This window comes from Treponema denticola ATCC 35405 (assembly GCF_000008185.1).
Taxonomy (GTDB): Bacteria; Spirochaetota; Spirochaetia; order Treponematales; family Treponemataceae; genus Treponema_B; species Treponema_B denticola.
This window is the reverse complement of record NC_002967.9, coordinates 1236428-1252475: the sequence shown is the minus strand read 5'-3', so window position 1 is coordinate 1252475 and position 16048 is coordinate 1236428. Positions and strand designations below refer to the sequence as shown.

16 protein-coding genes are annotated in these 16048 nt (G+C 38.4%); all 16 read right to left on the bottom strand.

The features are described 5' to 3' along the window. Entirely contained in the window at positions 1-465 is a 465-nt protein-coding gene (gene fliJ, locus TDE_RS05855) for a flagellar export protein FliJ (protein WP_002678708.1), read from the bottom strand. After that, positions 465-1889 carry a flagellar protein export ATPase FliI gene (fliI, locus tag TDE_RS05850; RefSeq protein WP_002678707.1) on the bottom strand — a complete coding sequence of 475 codons (1425 nt, stop codon included), beginning with the start codon at positions 1887-1889 and terminating at the stop codon, positions 465-467. The genes fliJ and fliI overlap by 1 nt, the downstream gene beginning before the upstream one ends. A gap of 9 nt (positions 1890-1898) precedes the next feature. Then, positions 1899-2825: a flagellar assembly protein FliH gene (gene fliH / locus TDE_RS05845; RefSeq protein ID WP_002668471.1), complete on the bottom strand. Its 927-nt coding sequence runs from the start codon at positions 2823-2825 to the stop codon at positions 1899-1901. 20 nt (positions 2826-2845) lie between these two features. Beyond that, positions 2846-3895 (bottom strand): flagellar motor switch protein FliG, encoded by a 1050-nt coding sequence (gene fliG / locus TDE_RS05840; RefSeq protein WP_002668469.1) that lies wholly within the window; start codon positions 3893-3895, stop codon positions 2846-2848. A gap of 1 nt (position 3896) precedes the next feature. Further along, entirely contained in the window at positions 3897-5600 is a 1704-nt protein-coding gene (gene fliF, locus TDE_RS05835) for a flagellar basal-body MS-ring/collar protein FliF (RefSeq protein WP_002678706.1), read from the bottom strand. Positions 5601-5663: 63 nt separating this feature from the next. Continuing rightward, entirely contained in the window at positions 5664-6029 is a 366-nt protein-coding gene (fliE, locus tag TDE_RS05830) for a flagellar hook-basal body complex protein FliE (protein WP_002671660.1), read from the bottom strand. A 34-nt stretch (positions 6030-6063) separates the two neighbouring features. Further along, complete coding sequence (flgC, locus tag TDE_RS05825) at positions 6064-6519, bottom strand: flagellar basal body rod protein FlgC (protein ID WP_002671661.1); 456 nt, start codon at positions 6517-6519, stop codon at positions 6064-6066. A 23-nt stretch (positions 6520-6542) separates the two neighbouring features. Further along, positions 6543-6962, bottom strand: coding sequence for a flagellar basal body rod protein FlgB (flgB, locus tag TDE_RS05820; protein WP_002668460.1), 420 nt, complete (start codon positions 6960-6962; stop codon positions 6543-6545). A 51-nt stretch (positions 6963-7013) separates the two neighbouring features. Beyond that, positions 7014-8471, bottom strand: coding sequence for an ATP-dependent protease ATPase subunit HslU (gene hslU / locus TDE_RS05815; RefSeq protein ID WP_002677705.1), 1458 nt, complete (start codon positions 8469-8471; stop codon positions 7014-7016). Beyond that, on the bottom strand, positions 8471-9007 hold the full coding sequence (gene hslV / locus TDE_RS05810) for an ATP-dependent protease subunit HslV (protein WP_002668456.1): 537 nt from the start codon (positions 9005-9007) through the stop codon (positions 8471-8473). The genes hslU and hslV overlap by 1 nt, the downstream gene beginning before the upstream one ends. 66 nt (positions 9008-9073) lie before the next feature. Next, on the bottom strand, positions 9074-9991 hold the full coding sequence (locus TDE_RS05805; protein WP_002678705.1) for a tyrosine recombinase XerC: 918 nt from the start codon (positions 9989-9991) through the stop codon (positions 9074-9076). Then, positions 9984-12149, bottom strand: a complete 2166-nt coding sequence (gene topA / locus TDE_RS05800) for a type I DNA topoisomerase (RefSeq protein ID WP_002678704.1) — start codon at positions 12147-12149, stop codon at positions 9984-9986. The genes TDE_RS05805 and topA overlap by 8 nt, the downstream gene beginning before the upstream one ends. 18 nt (positions 12150-12167) lie before the next feature. Continuing rightward, positions 12168-13100 carry a DNA-processing protein DprA gene (gene dprA, locus TDE_RS05795; protein ID WP_002677699.1) on the bottom strand — a complete coding sequence of 311 codons (933 nt, stop codon included), beginning with the start codon at positions 13098-13100 and terminating at the stop codon, positions 12168-12170. Between the two features lie 3 nt (positions 13101-13103). Next, complete coding sequence (locus TDE_RS05790) at positions 13104-13826, bottom strand: tetratricopeptide repeat protein (RefSeq protein ID WP_002678696.1); 723 nt, start codon at positions 13824-13826, stop codon at positions 13104-13106. Continuing rightward, positions 13823-14737 carry a site-specific tyrosine recombinase gene (locus TDE_RS05785; RefSeq protein ID WP_044909847.1) on the bottom strand — a complete coding sequence of 305 codons (915 nt, stop codon included), beginning with the start codon at positions 14735-14737 and terminating at the stop codon, positions 13823-13825. Before TDE_RS05785 ends, TDE_RS05790 begins: the two co-directional genes overlap by 4 nt. Positions 14738-14749: 12 nt before the next feature. Beyond that, complete coding sequence (ftsZ, locus tag TDE_RS05780) at positions 14750-16033, bottom strand: cell division protein FtsZ (RefSeq protein ID WP_002678695.1); 1284 nt, start codon at positions 16031-16033, stop codon at positions 14750-14752. Positions 16034-16048 lie beyond the last annotated feature (15 nt).

Sequence of the window (16048 nt, the reverse complement as noted above, 5' to 3'; positions counted from 1 at the left end):
TTAATTATAGTTATTAACTGCAATTGTTTTATTTTGACCGAATTTATAAGTAACAATATCATCGATATATGTTTCTTCCGCTTTTATATTTTCTTTTTCCCATAGCGCCCGTTTTTTTTCTTTTAATTTTGAAATTACTTTGCGTTTTGATGCAGCCTCAATGTAAATCTTTCTTTTTTCTTCAATAATTTGTTCTGCAAGAACTAGTTTTTCTAATAATTCATCCTTTTTTTTATCTAAGAGTATAATATAATTTTGGGCATTATGAAGATCGGTTATATCAATTTTATCGGTCTCAGGATTAAATTCGGTACCTGTTTTTACTTTTAACTTAGCAATCTGCTTTAATTGCAGATCTATATAATCTTTATGAGCAATGGCATGAGCCAAGTCAATTTCTGCCTGATGTTCATAAAATTCGCGTAAGTTCAAAAGTTTTTCAAGCCGAAACTCAAACCTTTTCATTAATTAACCTCTCGATCCGGTTTATATAATGCGGAGGCCTCAGAACTTTGAGCATATTTTTTTATAGCCCCAACACCCAAACCTGCTTCATCAAATTCTTCGGGAGGAATATCTATACCCGTAATATCCGAAAGTTTTTGTAAAGTGTCTTTTAGTTTTGCAGGATCATCCACCTCTTGTGTTAAAAAATCATAAATACGCGGATAGTGATCGATAGCATCATCGATTGCTGCACTGCTTCCTTTTTGATAAGCACCGAGATTTATCATATCTTCGGATTCGGTATAGTCTTTTAATAATGTGCGCATTCGTTTTGATGCATCCTTTGTGTTTGGTCCCGATACTCTGTTGGATAATCTGGAAATACTTTTTAAAACATTAACGGCAGGATATTGTCCTCTTTCGGCAAGATTTCTATCCAATACAATATGACCATCTAAAATACCTCGTACGGCATCCGAAATCGGCTCGTTCATATCGTCACCTTCAACTAATACGGTATAAAATCCTGTAATGGAACCTTTTTCGGAGGTACCGCTTCTTTCAAGCAGTTTAGGAAGCGAACTAAAAACACTGGGAGTATATCCGCGAGTTGCAGGAGGCTCTCCTATGGCAAGTCCTATCTCTCTTTGTGCCATAGCAAAGCGTGTTACGGAATCAAAAAGAAGCATAACATCTTTTCCTTGATCTCTAAAGTATTCTGCAATGGCCGTAGCGGTGTATGCTCCTCTTATTCTTGCAAGAGCACTTTGATCGGAGGTTGCACTTACAATTACCGAATGTTTTAAACCTTCAGGTCCCAGATCATGCTCAATAAAATCCAAAACTTCACGTCCGCGCTCTCCTATAAGAGCTATAACATTTACGTCGGCATTTGTGTTTCGAGCTATCATTCCAAGCAAGGTAGATTTTCCGATACCGGTACCTGCAAAAATACCAAGACGCTGTCCGCGCCCCACTGCCAAAAGACTATCGATAGCACGGATACCGGTAACTATTCTTTGTCTTATGGGCTTTCGGGTCATAGCATCCGGGGGAGAAGCTACAACAGGATATCTTTTTGCCGAATAAGGCTCAGGTTTACCGTCAGCAGATTTACATAAAGCATCTACAACACGGCCCAGTAAAATATTTCCAACCGGGACGGATAGAATTTCTCCGCTTGCAATAACAAGGTCACCTATTTTTACACCTTGCACATCGGTATAACTCATAAGCTGAACGATAGTTCCGTTTAAGCCTACAACCTCAGCCTTTAATCCATCAGGATTATCATCCGTAATAATCTGGCAAAGTTCTCCTACGGAAGCCACAGGACCTTCACTTTCAATTAATTTATCATGAACACGGACTACACGTCCGGTAAATTTTATCGGATCGGTTTCTGAGACAGCATTGGTATATTTATCAAACAGATCTACCATATCGGCACCTTAAATATTTCCGGTCTTTATCTTTGTTTTAATAGGAGATATTTCCAAAATCTTTTGCTCAAGTTCGTTAAGCTGACTTGCTATACGTGCATCCACTGCTCCGAAGTCCGTTTCAATGATACATCCGCCTTGATCAACAGTAGAATCTTCAACCACCGTAATATTTTTAATATTTTCTGCAGCGGATATGAAGTTTTGAATGTGTTCCGTAGTCATCTTAACATCAGCAAGATTAACTCGTATAACCACATCACCCCTGCCCTTTACTTTTCGTAAAGCATGAACAACATTGGAAACTACAACATTTCTCTGATTTTCGGAAATAACTTTAACAACCTTTCTTGTCATCAAAAGAACAAGATCCACTATTTGCTGCTCGGTTTCAGAAAGAATTTCTTGGCGCCTATCCATTGTCTTATTTATTATTGTATGAAGACGATCGGTTAGGCGTTGCACTTCAAGATTTCCTTCTTTAAAACCTTCTTCACGGCCGCGATTAAAACCTTCTTTATAAGCATCACGGTTTACGGAATCTTTGTTTTTTTCGGAATCGGCTATTATATCTCTGGCTTTTTGCTCGGCTTCGGCTATAATATCTTCAGCATCTTTTTTTGCATTTTGAGCAATAACTTGAGCTTCATCTGTCTGCCTTTTTACCTCATCAAAGGCTGCATTTTGAGCATCTTCAATAATTTTATCGGCTTCAGCTTTAGCATCGGAAATCATTTTTTCTTTTTGCTTTTCCCATTCGAGTTTAAAATCCTCAGCTTCTTTTTTTAAATCTTCAACAGTCGGACCTTCATAAACCGGAACCTTTTCTTCAATAATTTCTTCAGGTTCTTCTTGAAAAGTTTTATTAAGCTGTAAAAACACTACATCGTTATTGTTTTTGTTTACCTCAAAGCCTCTAAAAATAGTCTTAGCCATAAGCAATTCTCCGTTTTATTTTATACCAATTCATCCTCTTCGGATCTGGCGATAACAATTTCACCCTTATCCTCCAAGTGTCTGATAATCGAAACAATCTTCTGCTGAGCTTCTTCAACATCTTTAACACGTATCGGTCCCATGTATTCCATTTCATCGCGGAGCATGGCACCTGCACGCTTAGACATATTCCTAAATATCTTATCTTGAACTTCGGCATCAACCTGTTTAAGAGCTTTAGCCATTTCATCGTTATTAACTTCGCGCAGAACCTTACTGATGGATCTATCGTCAAGCATAACAATGTCTTCGAATACGAACATCTTCTTCTTGATTTCTTCTGCCAAGTCGGGATCTTCGTCTTCAAGAGATTCGATAATGGATTTTTCAGAAGAACGGTCAACAAGGTTAAGAATCTCAACGATGCTGTCGACACCGCCCGCTGCAGTATAGTCTTCACTTGAAACAGTAGAAAGCTTCTTTTCCAAAACGCGTTCAACTTCACGGAGAACATCGGGGGAAGTTGTATCCATGGTTGCAACGCGTCTTGCTACATCGCTTTGAATTTCATCGGGAAGATTTTGCAAAATCACCGAGGCCTTTTGCGGCTCAAGGTAGGCAAGAATCAAAGCAATTGTCTGTGGATGCTCTTGCTGAATGAAGTTCAATAAGTGCGCAGGATCAGTTCTTCGAATAAAATCAAATGGACGAACTTGGAGAGAGCTCGTGAGTCTGTTTATTATTTCGATAGCTTTTTGGCTACCAAAAGTTTTTTCCAGAACATCCCTTGCATAGTCTATACCGCCTGTTGTTATAAAGTTTTGAGCAGTCATTAAATCCTGAAACTCTTGGAGAACGGCATCTTTTAATTCCGCTTCCACAGTTTCGGTTCTTGCAATCTCAAAAACTATTTTTTCGACTTCATCTTCACGAAGTCTTTCCATTATTTTAGCGGAGATTTCACCTCCGAGAGATACTAAGAATATTGCAGCCTTTTGTCTTCCGGTAAGAGAATTAATATCCTTACCTTTTTTTGAACTGCCTCTTTCTTTTGCAGGTGCTACAGCCATATTATTCCTCCATGAGCCAAGTTCTAATTAAGAGAGCAACATCTTCAGGATGTTCCCTAGCCATATTGATAGCATTTTCTTGAAGCTCCTGACGTCTTCGCTCTTCAACCGTCATTGAAACATCGGCATCAGCCATCTGCTGATCATACAACATTCTTTCACGCTCCAGCTGTGCCTGACGCAGAAGTTCTTCTTCGCGGAGTCTTTTTCTTCTTTCAATCTCACGGCTTATAATTCTATACAATATAAAGAAGATCAATATTAATGCTATTCCTGCTAACGAAAGTAAGAATATGGTTTGTCTTTGCAGAGCCTTAAAATATTCCTTATCTTCCAGTTCAAACTGAGAAGTTCTATCAACCTTAACATTTACGACACTTACGGAATCTTTTCGGCTTGCATCAAATCCTATGGCATCTTTAATTATTTTTTCGGCCTGCTTTATTTCTTCAGCTGAAAGAGGTTTATATTCTCTTTCAATCACACCGTTTTTAATAATATATTTTCCGTTAACATCTTTTTTCTTTTCCCAAACACCGTCAATGTTTACCGATACGGTCCTTCTTCCCATTTTCGGAAGGAAGACTTCCTTTATCTGGCTTGAACTTACAAGATGGTTTTCCTTTGTGATGGTCTGAGTCGAGCGTCCCACTAAATTTCTTGTATCTTGATAAGAAGGAGGAGTTTGTCCTTCAGTTCCCGTAGGTCCCTGGGGATTTATCCCGCTTCCTTCCCAGACAGTCGTTGCATTTTCAGAGCTTACCGTAACCGATTGAACTACTTGAGAATCATCATAAGAAGTCTCAGGATTATCTTCTTTGATAACTGTAGGGCGTATTTCGGTTGTATCGGCAGAACGTTCAGACATATCCATATCAATTTTAACGTTTATATCTCTAACTCTGTCTTCACCGTATATTTTTTGTAAAGGAGTAAGTATATTGGCCCCATATTGCCTTTCAAGTTTAGCAATAAATTTTTGCTGCTTTTCAATTAGAGTTAAGCGGTCGGCATCTTTCATAATTTCAAAATCGTTTAAAGGAATTCCGGAAGCATCGCTTATCGTAATATCTTCATTTTTTAATCCCGGAACCGCAAGCCTGAGCATCTTTTGAATACCTTCTATTTTCTTTCGATTGGTCGAAATATCACTTCCGGGTGCAGGAGTAATAACAACAGTCGCAGTTGCAGGAAGCTGTTCCGATTCAAATAAGGCCTTTTCAGGTATTCTGACGACAACATTGGCATCATCAATATCGTCCAATGCTTTTAAGTGTCTCTTGACTTCCTCGGTAATTGCACGGCGTACATCAATCTCACGCTCAAAATCGGTACGCGAATAACGCTCAACATCGAAGAATGCCCAAGGGCTTGTATTCTTAGGTATCAAATCCTCACGCAACAAGATAGTCCTCATCCTTCTGGCTGTTGCTTCATCGGCAACCGAGATTATCCCATCGGAAGAGATTGTAGTTTTTACATTTTCTTCATTAATGCGCAATATAATTCTATCACGCAGATCAACATCGGTTATCGCCATGTCTATTACGGCTACTGATGTCGGTTTTGAAGACCATCTACCGAGAACGACAACCAACACCAGAGCAAGTACAATTACCCCGATGATGATTCCTTTTTGGAGCTTTGTCCATTTCCCCCAAAGCGTCCCAAACTTTGTTTTTAGATTGTTAAACTTTTCGTTCATGTTTCCCCCCATGTACTGAACGAGCTTTGCAAGACTTTAAATTAAAAGTCTTGCAGCCTATTTTTATCTCGTTGTAGTAATATCATTCCAAGTTTTTACTAAACGGTCGATTATAGTTTGCGCCAATTTAAGCGACAAACTTGCTTCGGCCATTCCCATCGTTATATCATGAACATCGACCGATTCGGGATCGACAATCATTTGTTCTCCCAACTTGTCCATGTTTGTTTGCTTTGCATTCATGCTGTCGAATGCTTTTAAAATTGTCTGCTCAAAACTTGCAGCTTCTTTATTTGCAGCAAGCTCAATCATGTCGGTATTTGAAACCATTTTGGCTCTAAAATTATCGGTAACAACAGCATTAATTTTCGGAACATCCAAAAGCCCAGGTACCGAATTTACATTTGCAACATTTACAGCGTTTACCATTTTTTCCTCCCACTAAAATATTTTATCGTTCATTTTATCTTGCAATATCCAAGGCTCTTTGGAACATATCCTTTGCACCGTTTACAACGGCAAGGTTTGCCTCATAAGCCCTTGAAGCCGAAATTAAATCCACCATTTCCGTAACTATGTTTACATTAGGATACTCTACATATCCTTCCTTAGGACCGTACTTTAAGGCCTTAGGATGGGTCGGATCATAAACCCAACGGGTATCGGAAGTATCTTTTTCTATCGAAAGAACTTTAACGCCCTCACCTACTCCTCTTTCTACATTTTGAGGAGTAAAAGGAGTCTGCCAGTCGATACCGCTTTTCTTTTGACCGACTATTACACGGCTTCTTTTAAAAGGGCCGCCTTCTTGGGTTTCCAAGCTTGAAGCGTTTGCAATATTGTTTGATATTACATCGGTTCTAAGACGCTCTACACCCATTCCCGTAGCTGCAATATTTATACTTGTAAACAATCCCATATTTTTTCCTCCGATTCCTTATTCTACTTTAAAACCGATTGTACCTGATTGTACTGAAAACCTGCCATCATACTTAAAAGCTGATACTGCATTTGAATCTTTAATACCTTCATAGCTTCATCTTCAGGGTTTACATTATTTCCGTTTGCTTTTTCGGCAGTCAAATAATCCAAAACACGCACAGGCTCAACCGTTTTATAATCTATAGGCTCATTTGATTTTATATGCAAGGGATGAGTCGTTGCAAGCTGAAAAGCTCCTTTTGCATTTTTTTCCGAATCAAAAGCTCTTTTTAACTCCGATTCAAAATTTACCTCAGTCCTCTTAAAATTAGGAACATCCGAATTTGCAAGGTTATTTGATGTAACGGTATAGCGTAAAGAGTTTACATCCAAGGCTCTGTGCAGTATATCCGTTGTTCTTAAAAAACTATTAAAACCCATAATTCACTCCTAAGGATATTTTCGGCAAATTTTAAATACCCCTTAACCATATTATAGAATATATCGGGATAAATCCTGATCCTGTACTATATCTTTTAACCTTTCATCCACATAAGCTACATCGATTTTTACCGTTTCGCCTCCCATTTCGCTTGCATTAAACGAAATATCTTCTAAAAGCATTTCCATAATCGTATGGAGCCTTCTTGCCCCAATGTTTTCGTTTTTGCTGTTTACATCGGCAGCCAAAAAACTCATTCTATCAATGGCTTCATCTAAAAATTCAATTTTTACGCCTTCGGTTTCCAAAAGCTCTGCATACTGTTTGGTCAAAGCATTTTTAGGTTCAAGGAGAATGCGTTTAAAATCTTCTGCATGCAAGGCTTCAAGCTCTACCCGCAAGGGGAAGCGTCCTTGAAATTCAGGGATTAAATCGCTCGGCTTTGATACGCTAAAAGCTCCCGCTGCTATAAAAAGAATGTGACGGGTATCGACAACGCCGTATTTAGTGGAAACCTTAGAGCCTTCAACTATGGGAAGAATATCGCGCTGAACACCCTCTCTTGAAACATCGGGCCCGCCGCCGCGATCCGAACGGGAAGCGACCTTATCGATTTCGTCAATAAATATAATTCCCATCTGCTCGACCCTTTGCTTTGCCTCATCCGTTACCTTATCATGATCTACCATACGATCAAGCTGTTCGGCCATTATAATTTCGCGGGCTTCTTTTACGCTTACATTTTTGCGTTTTGATTTTGCTCCGCCCATAAGCATACTGGAAATATTCGACATTGCAGATTCAATATCTTCCATGTTTGAACCGCCTGCAAAAAATTCGAATGTGGGAGTTCCCATGGAAGGAGAAATAGTAACCTCAACCATCTTATCTTCAAGTTTATTTTCGCGGAGCATTACGCGGAACTTTTCCCTTGTGCCGCTCATATCGTTTTCATTTTGAGCCTTATGCTCTTCCGCCTGAGCCGTAGAACTCACACTTGGAAGGCTTATCGTTGTTCCGCTAGAGGCTTGAGAAACATCTTGCGGCTGAGCAGAAGTTGCGGCAGTTTTCTTTTTATTTGAACCGGGCAAAAGCAAATCCAATAAAGATTCTTCGGTATTTTTTTCTGCTTGCTCTTTTAGTTTTTCCTGCATTTCGCTTTTAACCATTGTGTAGCCGACAGCCATCAAATCCCTGATCATAGATTCGACATCGCGGCCTACATAACCTACTTCAGTATACTTTGTAGCTTCTACCTTTAAAAAAGGAGCTCCCGACAATTTTGCAAGCCGTCTTGCAATTTCGGTTTTACCTACACCCGTAGGCCCTATCATCAAAATATTTTTAGGAGCTATTTCGTCTCTGATTTCTTCGGGAAGTTTGAGACGGCGCATTCTGTTACGAAGAGCAATAGCAACGGCTCTTTTCGCCTTGTTTTGTCCTATGATATATTTATCCAGTTCTGCAACAGTTTGTTTAGGCGTCAAATCTTTTAATTCTTCGTTCATTATATTTCCTCCGTAATTATTTTTCCGTTTGTGTAAATACATATCTTTCCTGCAATCTGTAAACTCTTTTCCGCAATTTCACGGGCGGAAAGATTTGTGTTTTGCATCAAAGCCAAAGCCGAAGCATAAGCATAATTTCCTCCGGAGCCTATTGCAAGCACATCTTCTTCCGGCTCGATAACATCTCCGTTTCCCGAAATTAAAAGAGTAGTCTTTGAGTCGGCTACAAGTAAAAGGGCCTGTAAGTTTTTGAGCATCTTATCGGTGCGCCAATCTTTTGCAAGCTCTACCGCAGCTCTGGTCAGGTCTCCTGAAAATTCTTTTACCCTGATTTCAAACTTTTCCAAAAGAGTAAAGGCATCGGCCGTTGCCCCGGCAAAGCCCGTTATAATTTTTCCGTCATAAATTTTTCTTACCTTTCGGGCATTTCCCTTCATAACTGTTTCGCCCATGGTTACCTGTCCGTCTCCGGCCATAACAATTTTTCCGTCTTTCCTTACGGCAATCACCGTAGTGCTTCTTATTTTTTGACTCATCTAAAACTCCTATTCCGATAAACAGTGAGGCTGAATTTCTGCCGAACTGTTTATCATAACTCCTATTTATGAATGAGGATGAGCAGTCTTATATAAATTTTGAAGCTGCTCAGCCGTAATATGCGTATATCTTTGCGTGGTCGAAACACTTTCGTGTCCAAGCAATTCTTGTACAACCCTTATATCCGCTCCGCGTGTAATCAATGTCGATGCAAAACTATGTCTAAAAGCGTGGGGTGAAAGATGTTTTAATTCGGGAGATAACTCAACATATCTGTCTATTATATACCGAATTCCCCTGCTTGTTAAGGGTTGAGCTTTTTGATTTATAAAAAGAGTATCCCTAATTTTTCCCTTGCCGTCTTTTTGAACTTGGCCTTTAAACTTTTCAACCAAGTCAGACCTTTCTTTTAAATACTCTCTCAAATATTCTTTTGCAAATTCTGCAAAAAACACCTTTCTTTCCTTTTTACCTTTTCCAAAAACAATGGCATAAGAAAGCGTTTTATCCAAATCTTTTATATCGAGTCCGGCTAATTCCGAAACACGGCAGCCGGTAGAATAAAGAGAAGCAAATAAGGCAGCATCCCTTGTTTCCCAAAGAATACCGGCATTTGAAGGCAGCCGACAAAACTCTTGTGCCTGTTTTGGAAACATAAACACAGGAAGTTTTTGAGCAAGTTTTAAATTCCTTACAGAAGATATAGGGTTCATTTTTGTCAGATTAAACCTTAGAGCATATTTATAAAAACCTCTTAGCGTAGACATCATTCGGTTAATTGAAGCCGGAGCAATTTTTTTATCTGCAAGTTCCGCAATAAAAATCCTGATGTCCGAAGCCTTTAATTCAAAAATATTTAAGTCAAGCTCCTTTAGCCATTCTTCAAAAATAATCAAATCGTTTTTATAAGAATCTATTGTTGCTTTTGTAAATTGCCTTACTCCCGCACTATAGGTGAGGTAGCTTTCAAATACTTCATTCATTGCTTCTGTCCACCTCCACATCTTCTACACCTTCAACTACACTGTGTAAATAATCGCAATTAGGATTAATACAAGCCTTATAGTTTCCGTTTTTCTTATCATACTTTTCTACCATAAACCAGCCGCATTTCGGGCAAGAAGCATTGATAGGTTTAAAGTGTGAAATAAAATCACATTCGGGAAAATGAGTACATCCGTAAAATTCTTTTCCTCTCTTTTTGGATTTACGTGCGATTATATCTCCTCCGCAGCCTTCACGCGGACATTTTGCCAAAGGAATCGATTTTGTATTTTTACATTCAGGGAAAGCACTGCAAGCCAAAAACACTCCGAAGCGGCCAAGTTTTTTTACCATTTTGTTTCCGCATTTTTCGCAGACTATATCCGTAACTTCATCCAACGAACCTTTAATGCTTTCTACATTTTCCAAAGCGGTATCTACTTTTTCTTTAAATGAACCGTAAAAACTTTCCATCAATTTAGGCCATTCTATTTTATTTTCAGCTACTTCGTCCAAGCGGTTTTCCATTCCGGCAGTAAAGTTTACATCTATTATTTCGGAAAAATTTTTGACTAAAAGATTGTTGATAATTCTTCCCAGCTGAGTCGGAACAAGCTGTTTATTAGATCTTGTTACATAATAGCGTTCAAGTAAAACGGAAATAATAGGCGCATAGGTTGAAGGTCTTCCGATTCCTTTTTCTTCAAGCATTTTTACGATACTTGCATCCGTATAACGGGCAGGGCCTTGAGTAAAATGCTGTTCAGGTCTTAAACTTTCAATACTTATTTCATCTCCCACCTTCATAGACGGAAGAGAAGTTCCTTTTTCATCTTTTGAAATTAATGTTTTTGTAACCGTGTAAAAACCTTTTTCGGTTATCTTTGTAGAAGCTGCACGAAAAACGGCATCCCCCACCTTTATTTCATAACTCGATGTTTTTGTCTTTGCATTTTTCATTTGACTTGAAACAAAACGTTCCCAAATCAAAGAATAAAGTCTTAACTGATCACGGGTTAAGAATTCTTTTAAATAAGAAGGAGTATACTCAATGTATGTAGGACGAATTGCCTCGTGTGCATCCTGTGCTTTTTTTCCTGCTGCGTATACATTCGGCCCATCAGGCAATTCTTTAGGATGATTTTCATTAATCCATTTACGGACAGCCTCTATTGCCGTATCGGAAATTCTTATCGAATCGGTACGCATATAGGTAATCAAACCGACTCTGGTAGAACCGACAGCAACACCTTCATACAGCTGCTGGGCTACCTGCATTGTCTTTTTCGATGTAAAGCCTATTCTGTTTGCGGCAACCTGTTGCAATGTAGAAGTTGTAAACGGAGGGCGAGGCTTTATACTTTTTTCCGTTATCTTAATATCATCTACAACAGCAGGTAAAGACTTCAACTCCTTGATGATTGCATCAACCTCTTTTTGATTTTTTAATTCAGGCTTATTATCCTTGTATTTTACAAGTTGAGCTTCAAAAGAAGTTTTATTGTATTTAAAATCTCCGTCAAGAGTCCAATACTCATCAGGAATAAAATTTTCAACCTCTTCTTCCCGTTCACAGATTAAACGCAATGCAACGGATTGAACACGACCTGCCGACAATCCGTTTTTTACTTTTTGCCAAAGAAGCGGAGATAGGTTATAACCGACCAATCTATCCAAAACTCTTCTGGATTTTTGAGCATTTACCTTTCCCATGTCTATATCCATGGGATTTTTTACGGCTTCTTGGATTGCATTGGGAGTAATTTCGTTAAAAACTATTCTTTTTATCGGAGAAGAACATTCCGGAAGCAAGGCTTCATGTAAATGAAAGGCAATAGCCTCCCCTTCTCTATCATTATCACTTGCAAGAAAAACGCTCGAAGATTTTTTTGCTTCCTTTTTTAGTTCTTTTAAAATTTTAGCTCGCCCTCTAACCGTTATATATTCGGGAGTAAAATTATGTTCTATATCGATTGCCAATCTTGATTTAGGCAAATCTATCAAATGCCCCATAGAAGCTCTTACGATATAATCGCCTCCTAAATATTTTTCGATTGTCTTAGCCTTTGCGGGGGACTCGACTATAACCAAGCAATGCTGTTTTGTTTTTTTTGCAGTACGTTTAGTTTTTTTTGTTTCATTCATCGTGTTTTCCATAAATCAATACCTCATAATCTATAAATTAGTAAACAGCATATTTTGCTGATTATTTCTTAAATTATTTTCCGTAGGATATTTCCAATCATGTAAAATATCATCTATGGATTTTATCGCAAATGCGCCTTGTTCGTAAAGGGCTTTACCGCCTTCATTTTGTAAAGAATTAAGAAGAAGGCCGCATACATAAACATCTCTGCCCTGCTCCAAGGCAAAATCCGCAGTAATAAGAGCACCCGATTTTTTTGGAGCTTCTACAATTAAAACGGAACGCGAAAGTCCCGAAATAATTCTATTTCTTTCGGGAAAGCGGTAGGACAACGGTTCCGTTCCCGGAGCATATTCACTTAAAATACAACCGCTAGATTCCAAAATATTTGCAGCAAGTTTTTTATTTGAACGGGGATAAATCATTTCAGGCCCGCAGGCCAATACTGCCAAGGTCTTACCTTCTCCTTCAAGACAGCCCTTATGAGAAAAACAATCTATACCGAAAGCCAATCCCGACACAACAGGAATATTTTTTTCGGCACATTCTTTTCCCAAATTCAAGGCTTGTTCAATTCCGTCCCCCGTAGGCCGCCTTGTTCCTACCATCGCAAGCATAGGCTGTTCAGGAGAAGGAAGAAGGCCTCTATAAAAAACGGTAAATGGATGATCGGGAATCTCCCTAAGCTGCGGAGGAAAATCCGAATCATAAAAATAAAGCATCCTTATGCCGTATGAGCTCATAAGTTTTATACTTGAATCCGTAAGGGATTTCAGTAAATCTTTATCCCATTTTTTGGGCCTTACCTGCCTGCCGATAATTTCCGAAATATCTTTTAGAGAAAGCGACACAAGAGAAGATAAGGAATCAAGCTTTTCCGACAGAACAAGCTTTTCCCTTCCTTTGAGAAAATAGCAATGAGATAATCCTATGTACAAACTTTCTTTTTCGGATATCTTCACTTTCTATCTTCCTCCCGAACTCCTAATCTCCCTAATATTGCTTTCCGCTTTTGCTTTTTTTTCTGCGCTGCTTGAAATTTCGATAATGCGCTCATAAACGGCAATAGCTTTTTCATTTTCACCTGTCATATAATAAGCAGCCCCAAGTAAAAATAAATGATCTATAGGTTTCTTTTCCCATTCGGTAATTTTTTCTAAAATGGGAATTGCTTCGGTAGGACGATTTAATTCGAATATGTACAATACCGATAGAGCATAAACAGCCTTTGCATGTTTAGGATCTATTTCAAGAGCACGCTTATAAGCGGAAACGGCAAGATCAAAATATCTTTTTTTCTCGATGTCGGTTCCGGTCAATTCAAAATCTAAAGAATTTTTTGCCGTTAAACTTGCAGCAAGACCGGCCTGATAAAATAAATTTTGATTCTCCGGATAATACTCCAATGCAGATTGAAAAGCTTTTAATGCTTTTTTATACATTTTTTGATCCATATACCTTGAGCCGAGTATTTTATACCAAATACCTATCCTTTCTTCTGCAATCATTATATCGTCAACTCTTTTTTCATATTTTCTTATAGCATCTTTTAATTCGGCCTCCGTATTAGGATTACTGACTCCTTCTTCCAATTCTTGAAGTCTTCGAATACTTGTAACCTTGTTACAGCTTCCCAATATAAAAATTAACAACAAAGTAATTATTACAAAACAAAATCTTTTTTTCATTTTATACCTCGCTCTAACTTTTTAGTATCAAAAAATTTATTATGATACATTTGTAACGACTTATCCTCGATATGCGTATAAACTTGAGTTGTAGAAATATCGGAATGCCCCAAAAGACATTGAACAGATCTCAAATCCGCTCCTCCGGCAAGTAAATGCGTAGCATAAGAATGTCTTAAAGTATGAACCTTTGTTTCAATACCGGAAAAATTTGAAAGCTCATTTATTCTTTTCCAAATTCCCTTTCTGGTTAAAACAGCTCCTCTGTTATTTAAAAATACGGAACCTGAAATCAATGTGTTTTCAGGATGCTTAGGTTTTAATAGTTCGGTACGGGCTTCAAGTATATATTGCTTAAGCCAATACTTGGCGGCACTGCCGAAAGGAACAATTCTTTCTTTATTGCCCTTTCCCGTAACCTTAATTAAATCTTCATCATAAAAAATATCTTCCATTTTTAAATTAACAATCTCGCTGACTCTAAGACCTGCAGAATAAATAAGCTCAAATAAAGCCCTATCTCTTATATTATTAGGAGAATCCAAAGGAATTGCAGCAAAAAGGCTGTCTACTTCATCCGGAGATAAAACTCTGGGCAGGGTCTTTTCCCTTTTTGGTCTTTCGATACTCTCACTCGGATTATCTTTTCTAACTCCTTCGATAATTAAAAATCTAAAAAAGGAATTAAGAGCTGCAATATCCTTGGCTATGGTTTTAGCCATAATTCCGGACTCGGATCTATGCAAAATAAAATCAATACAGTCGGCTTCCGTTGCATTTTCAATTAAACTATCGGACATATGTTCTTGAAATAATTGCAAAGTATTAATATAGGTTTGAGCTGTTGCTTTGGAATGAGATTCCGCTGAAATTAAAAATCCGTAAAAAGCCCGAAGCTGTATCTTTGTCAGTTTATTTTCCTCCTATCTTAAAGCATTTTGATTTCTGTAATATGCAGGAGTTTCCAAATCACTTTCCATAGGCGGAACAATAGAGCTAAAAGAAGGCTTTCTTTCTGCAACATAGATATCTTCATAATGTTTTTCGGAAGATGTCTCACTCCTATTTCTTAATCCAAGCCCGGAAAGAGTAGGAGGCGTTGTTTTATTAACCTTAGTCCACTCTCTTGAAGTCATAAAAGAATCATCTGTAAATACCAAGTTTTCTGCATTATCACGAACAGGCTTCCTGTTAGATGCTGCATCATCAATAGGAAACTTATCGTTTGATCTAAAACCTGTTGCAATAAGTGTAACAACAACTTTGTTTTCTACGGAAGGATCTATGGTTGCACCGAAAAAAGTAGCCACATCAGGATCTGCTCCGGCATTAATGATATCCATAATCTCAGAAAGTTCATGCATGGTTAGTTTTTCGCTTCCGCAAATATTTACCAAAAGATTTTTAGCCCCTTCAACTCTGGCTTCTTCAAGTAAAGGATTGTTAAGTGCATTTGTTGCAGCGTCCACGGCTCTATTTTGTCCTTCCCCTATACCTACACCCATATGAGCATTACCCTGCGCTTTCATTACGGCTTTAACATCGGCTAAATCGACATTAATTTCTCCATGTTGATAAATTAAATCCGATATACCTTGAACAGCCTGACGTAAAACATCATCAGCCTTTTTAAAAGCTTCTACAACAGGAGTCGAAGGATCTACCATATTCAATAAGTGCTGATTAGGAATAGTAATTACTGTGTCTACGGATTCTCTTAATTTCTTTATTCCTTCTTCTGCAAGGCTCATTCTTTTACGGCCTTCAAATGCAAACGGCTTTGTAACTACGGCAACGGTTAAAATCCCCTGCTCCTTAGCAATTTCGGCAATAATCGGAGCTGAGCCGGTACCTGTGCCCCCGCCCATGCCTGCCGTTATAAAAAGCATGTCTGCATCTTTTATTGCATTTGCAATTATTTCTCGATCTTCAATTGCAGCCTGCTCTCCTATTTCAGGGTCTCCTCCTGAACCCAAGCCCTTGGTAATCTTTGTTCCTATAGGTAATTTTAAAGGAGCATTTGAATGACGTAAAGCCTGTAAATCGGTATTTGCAACTATAAAGTCAACATACCTCATATTGCTGGACATCATCCTGTTTACGGCATTTGAACCGCCTCCTCCGGCGCCTATAACTTTTATTATAGCCGGAGTACCTGCATCGACAACCTCGTTATTTACCTTGTCTTCCATTACTTCATATAACATACCAATAACCCTCCC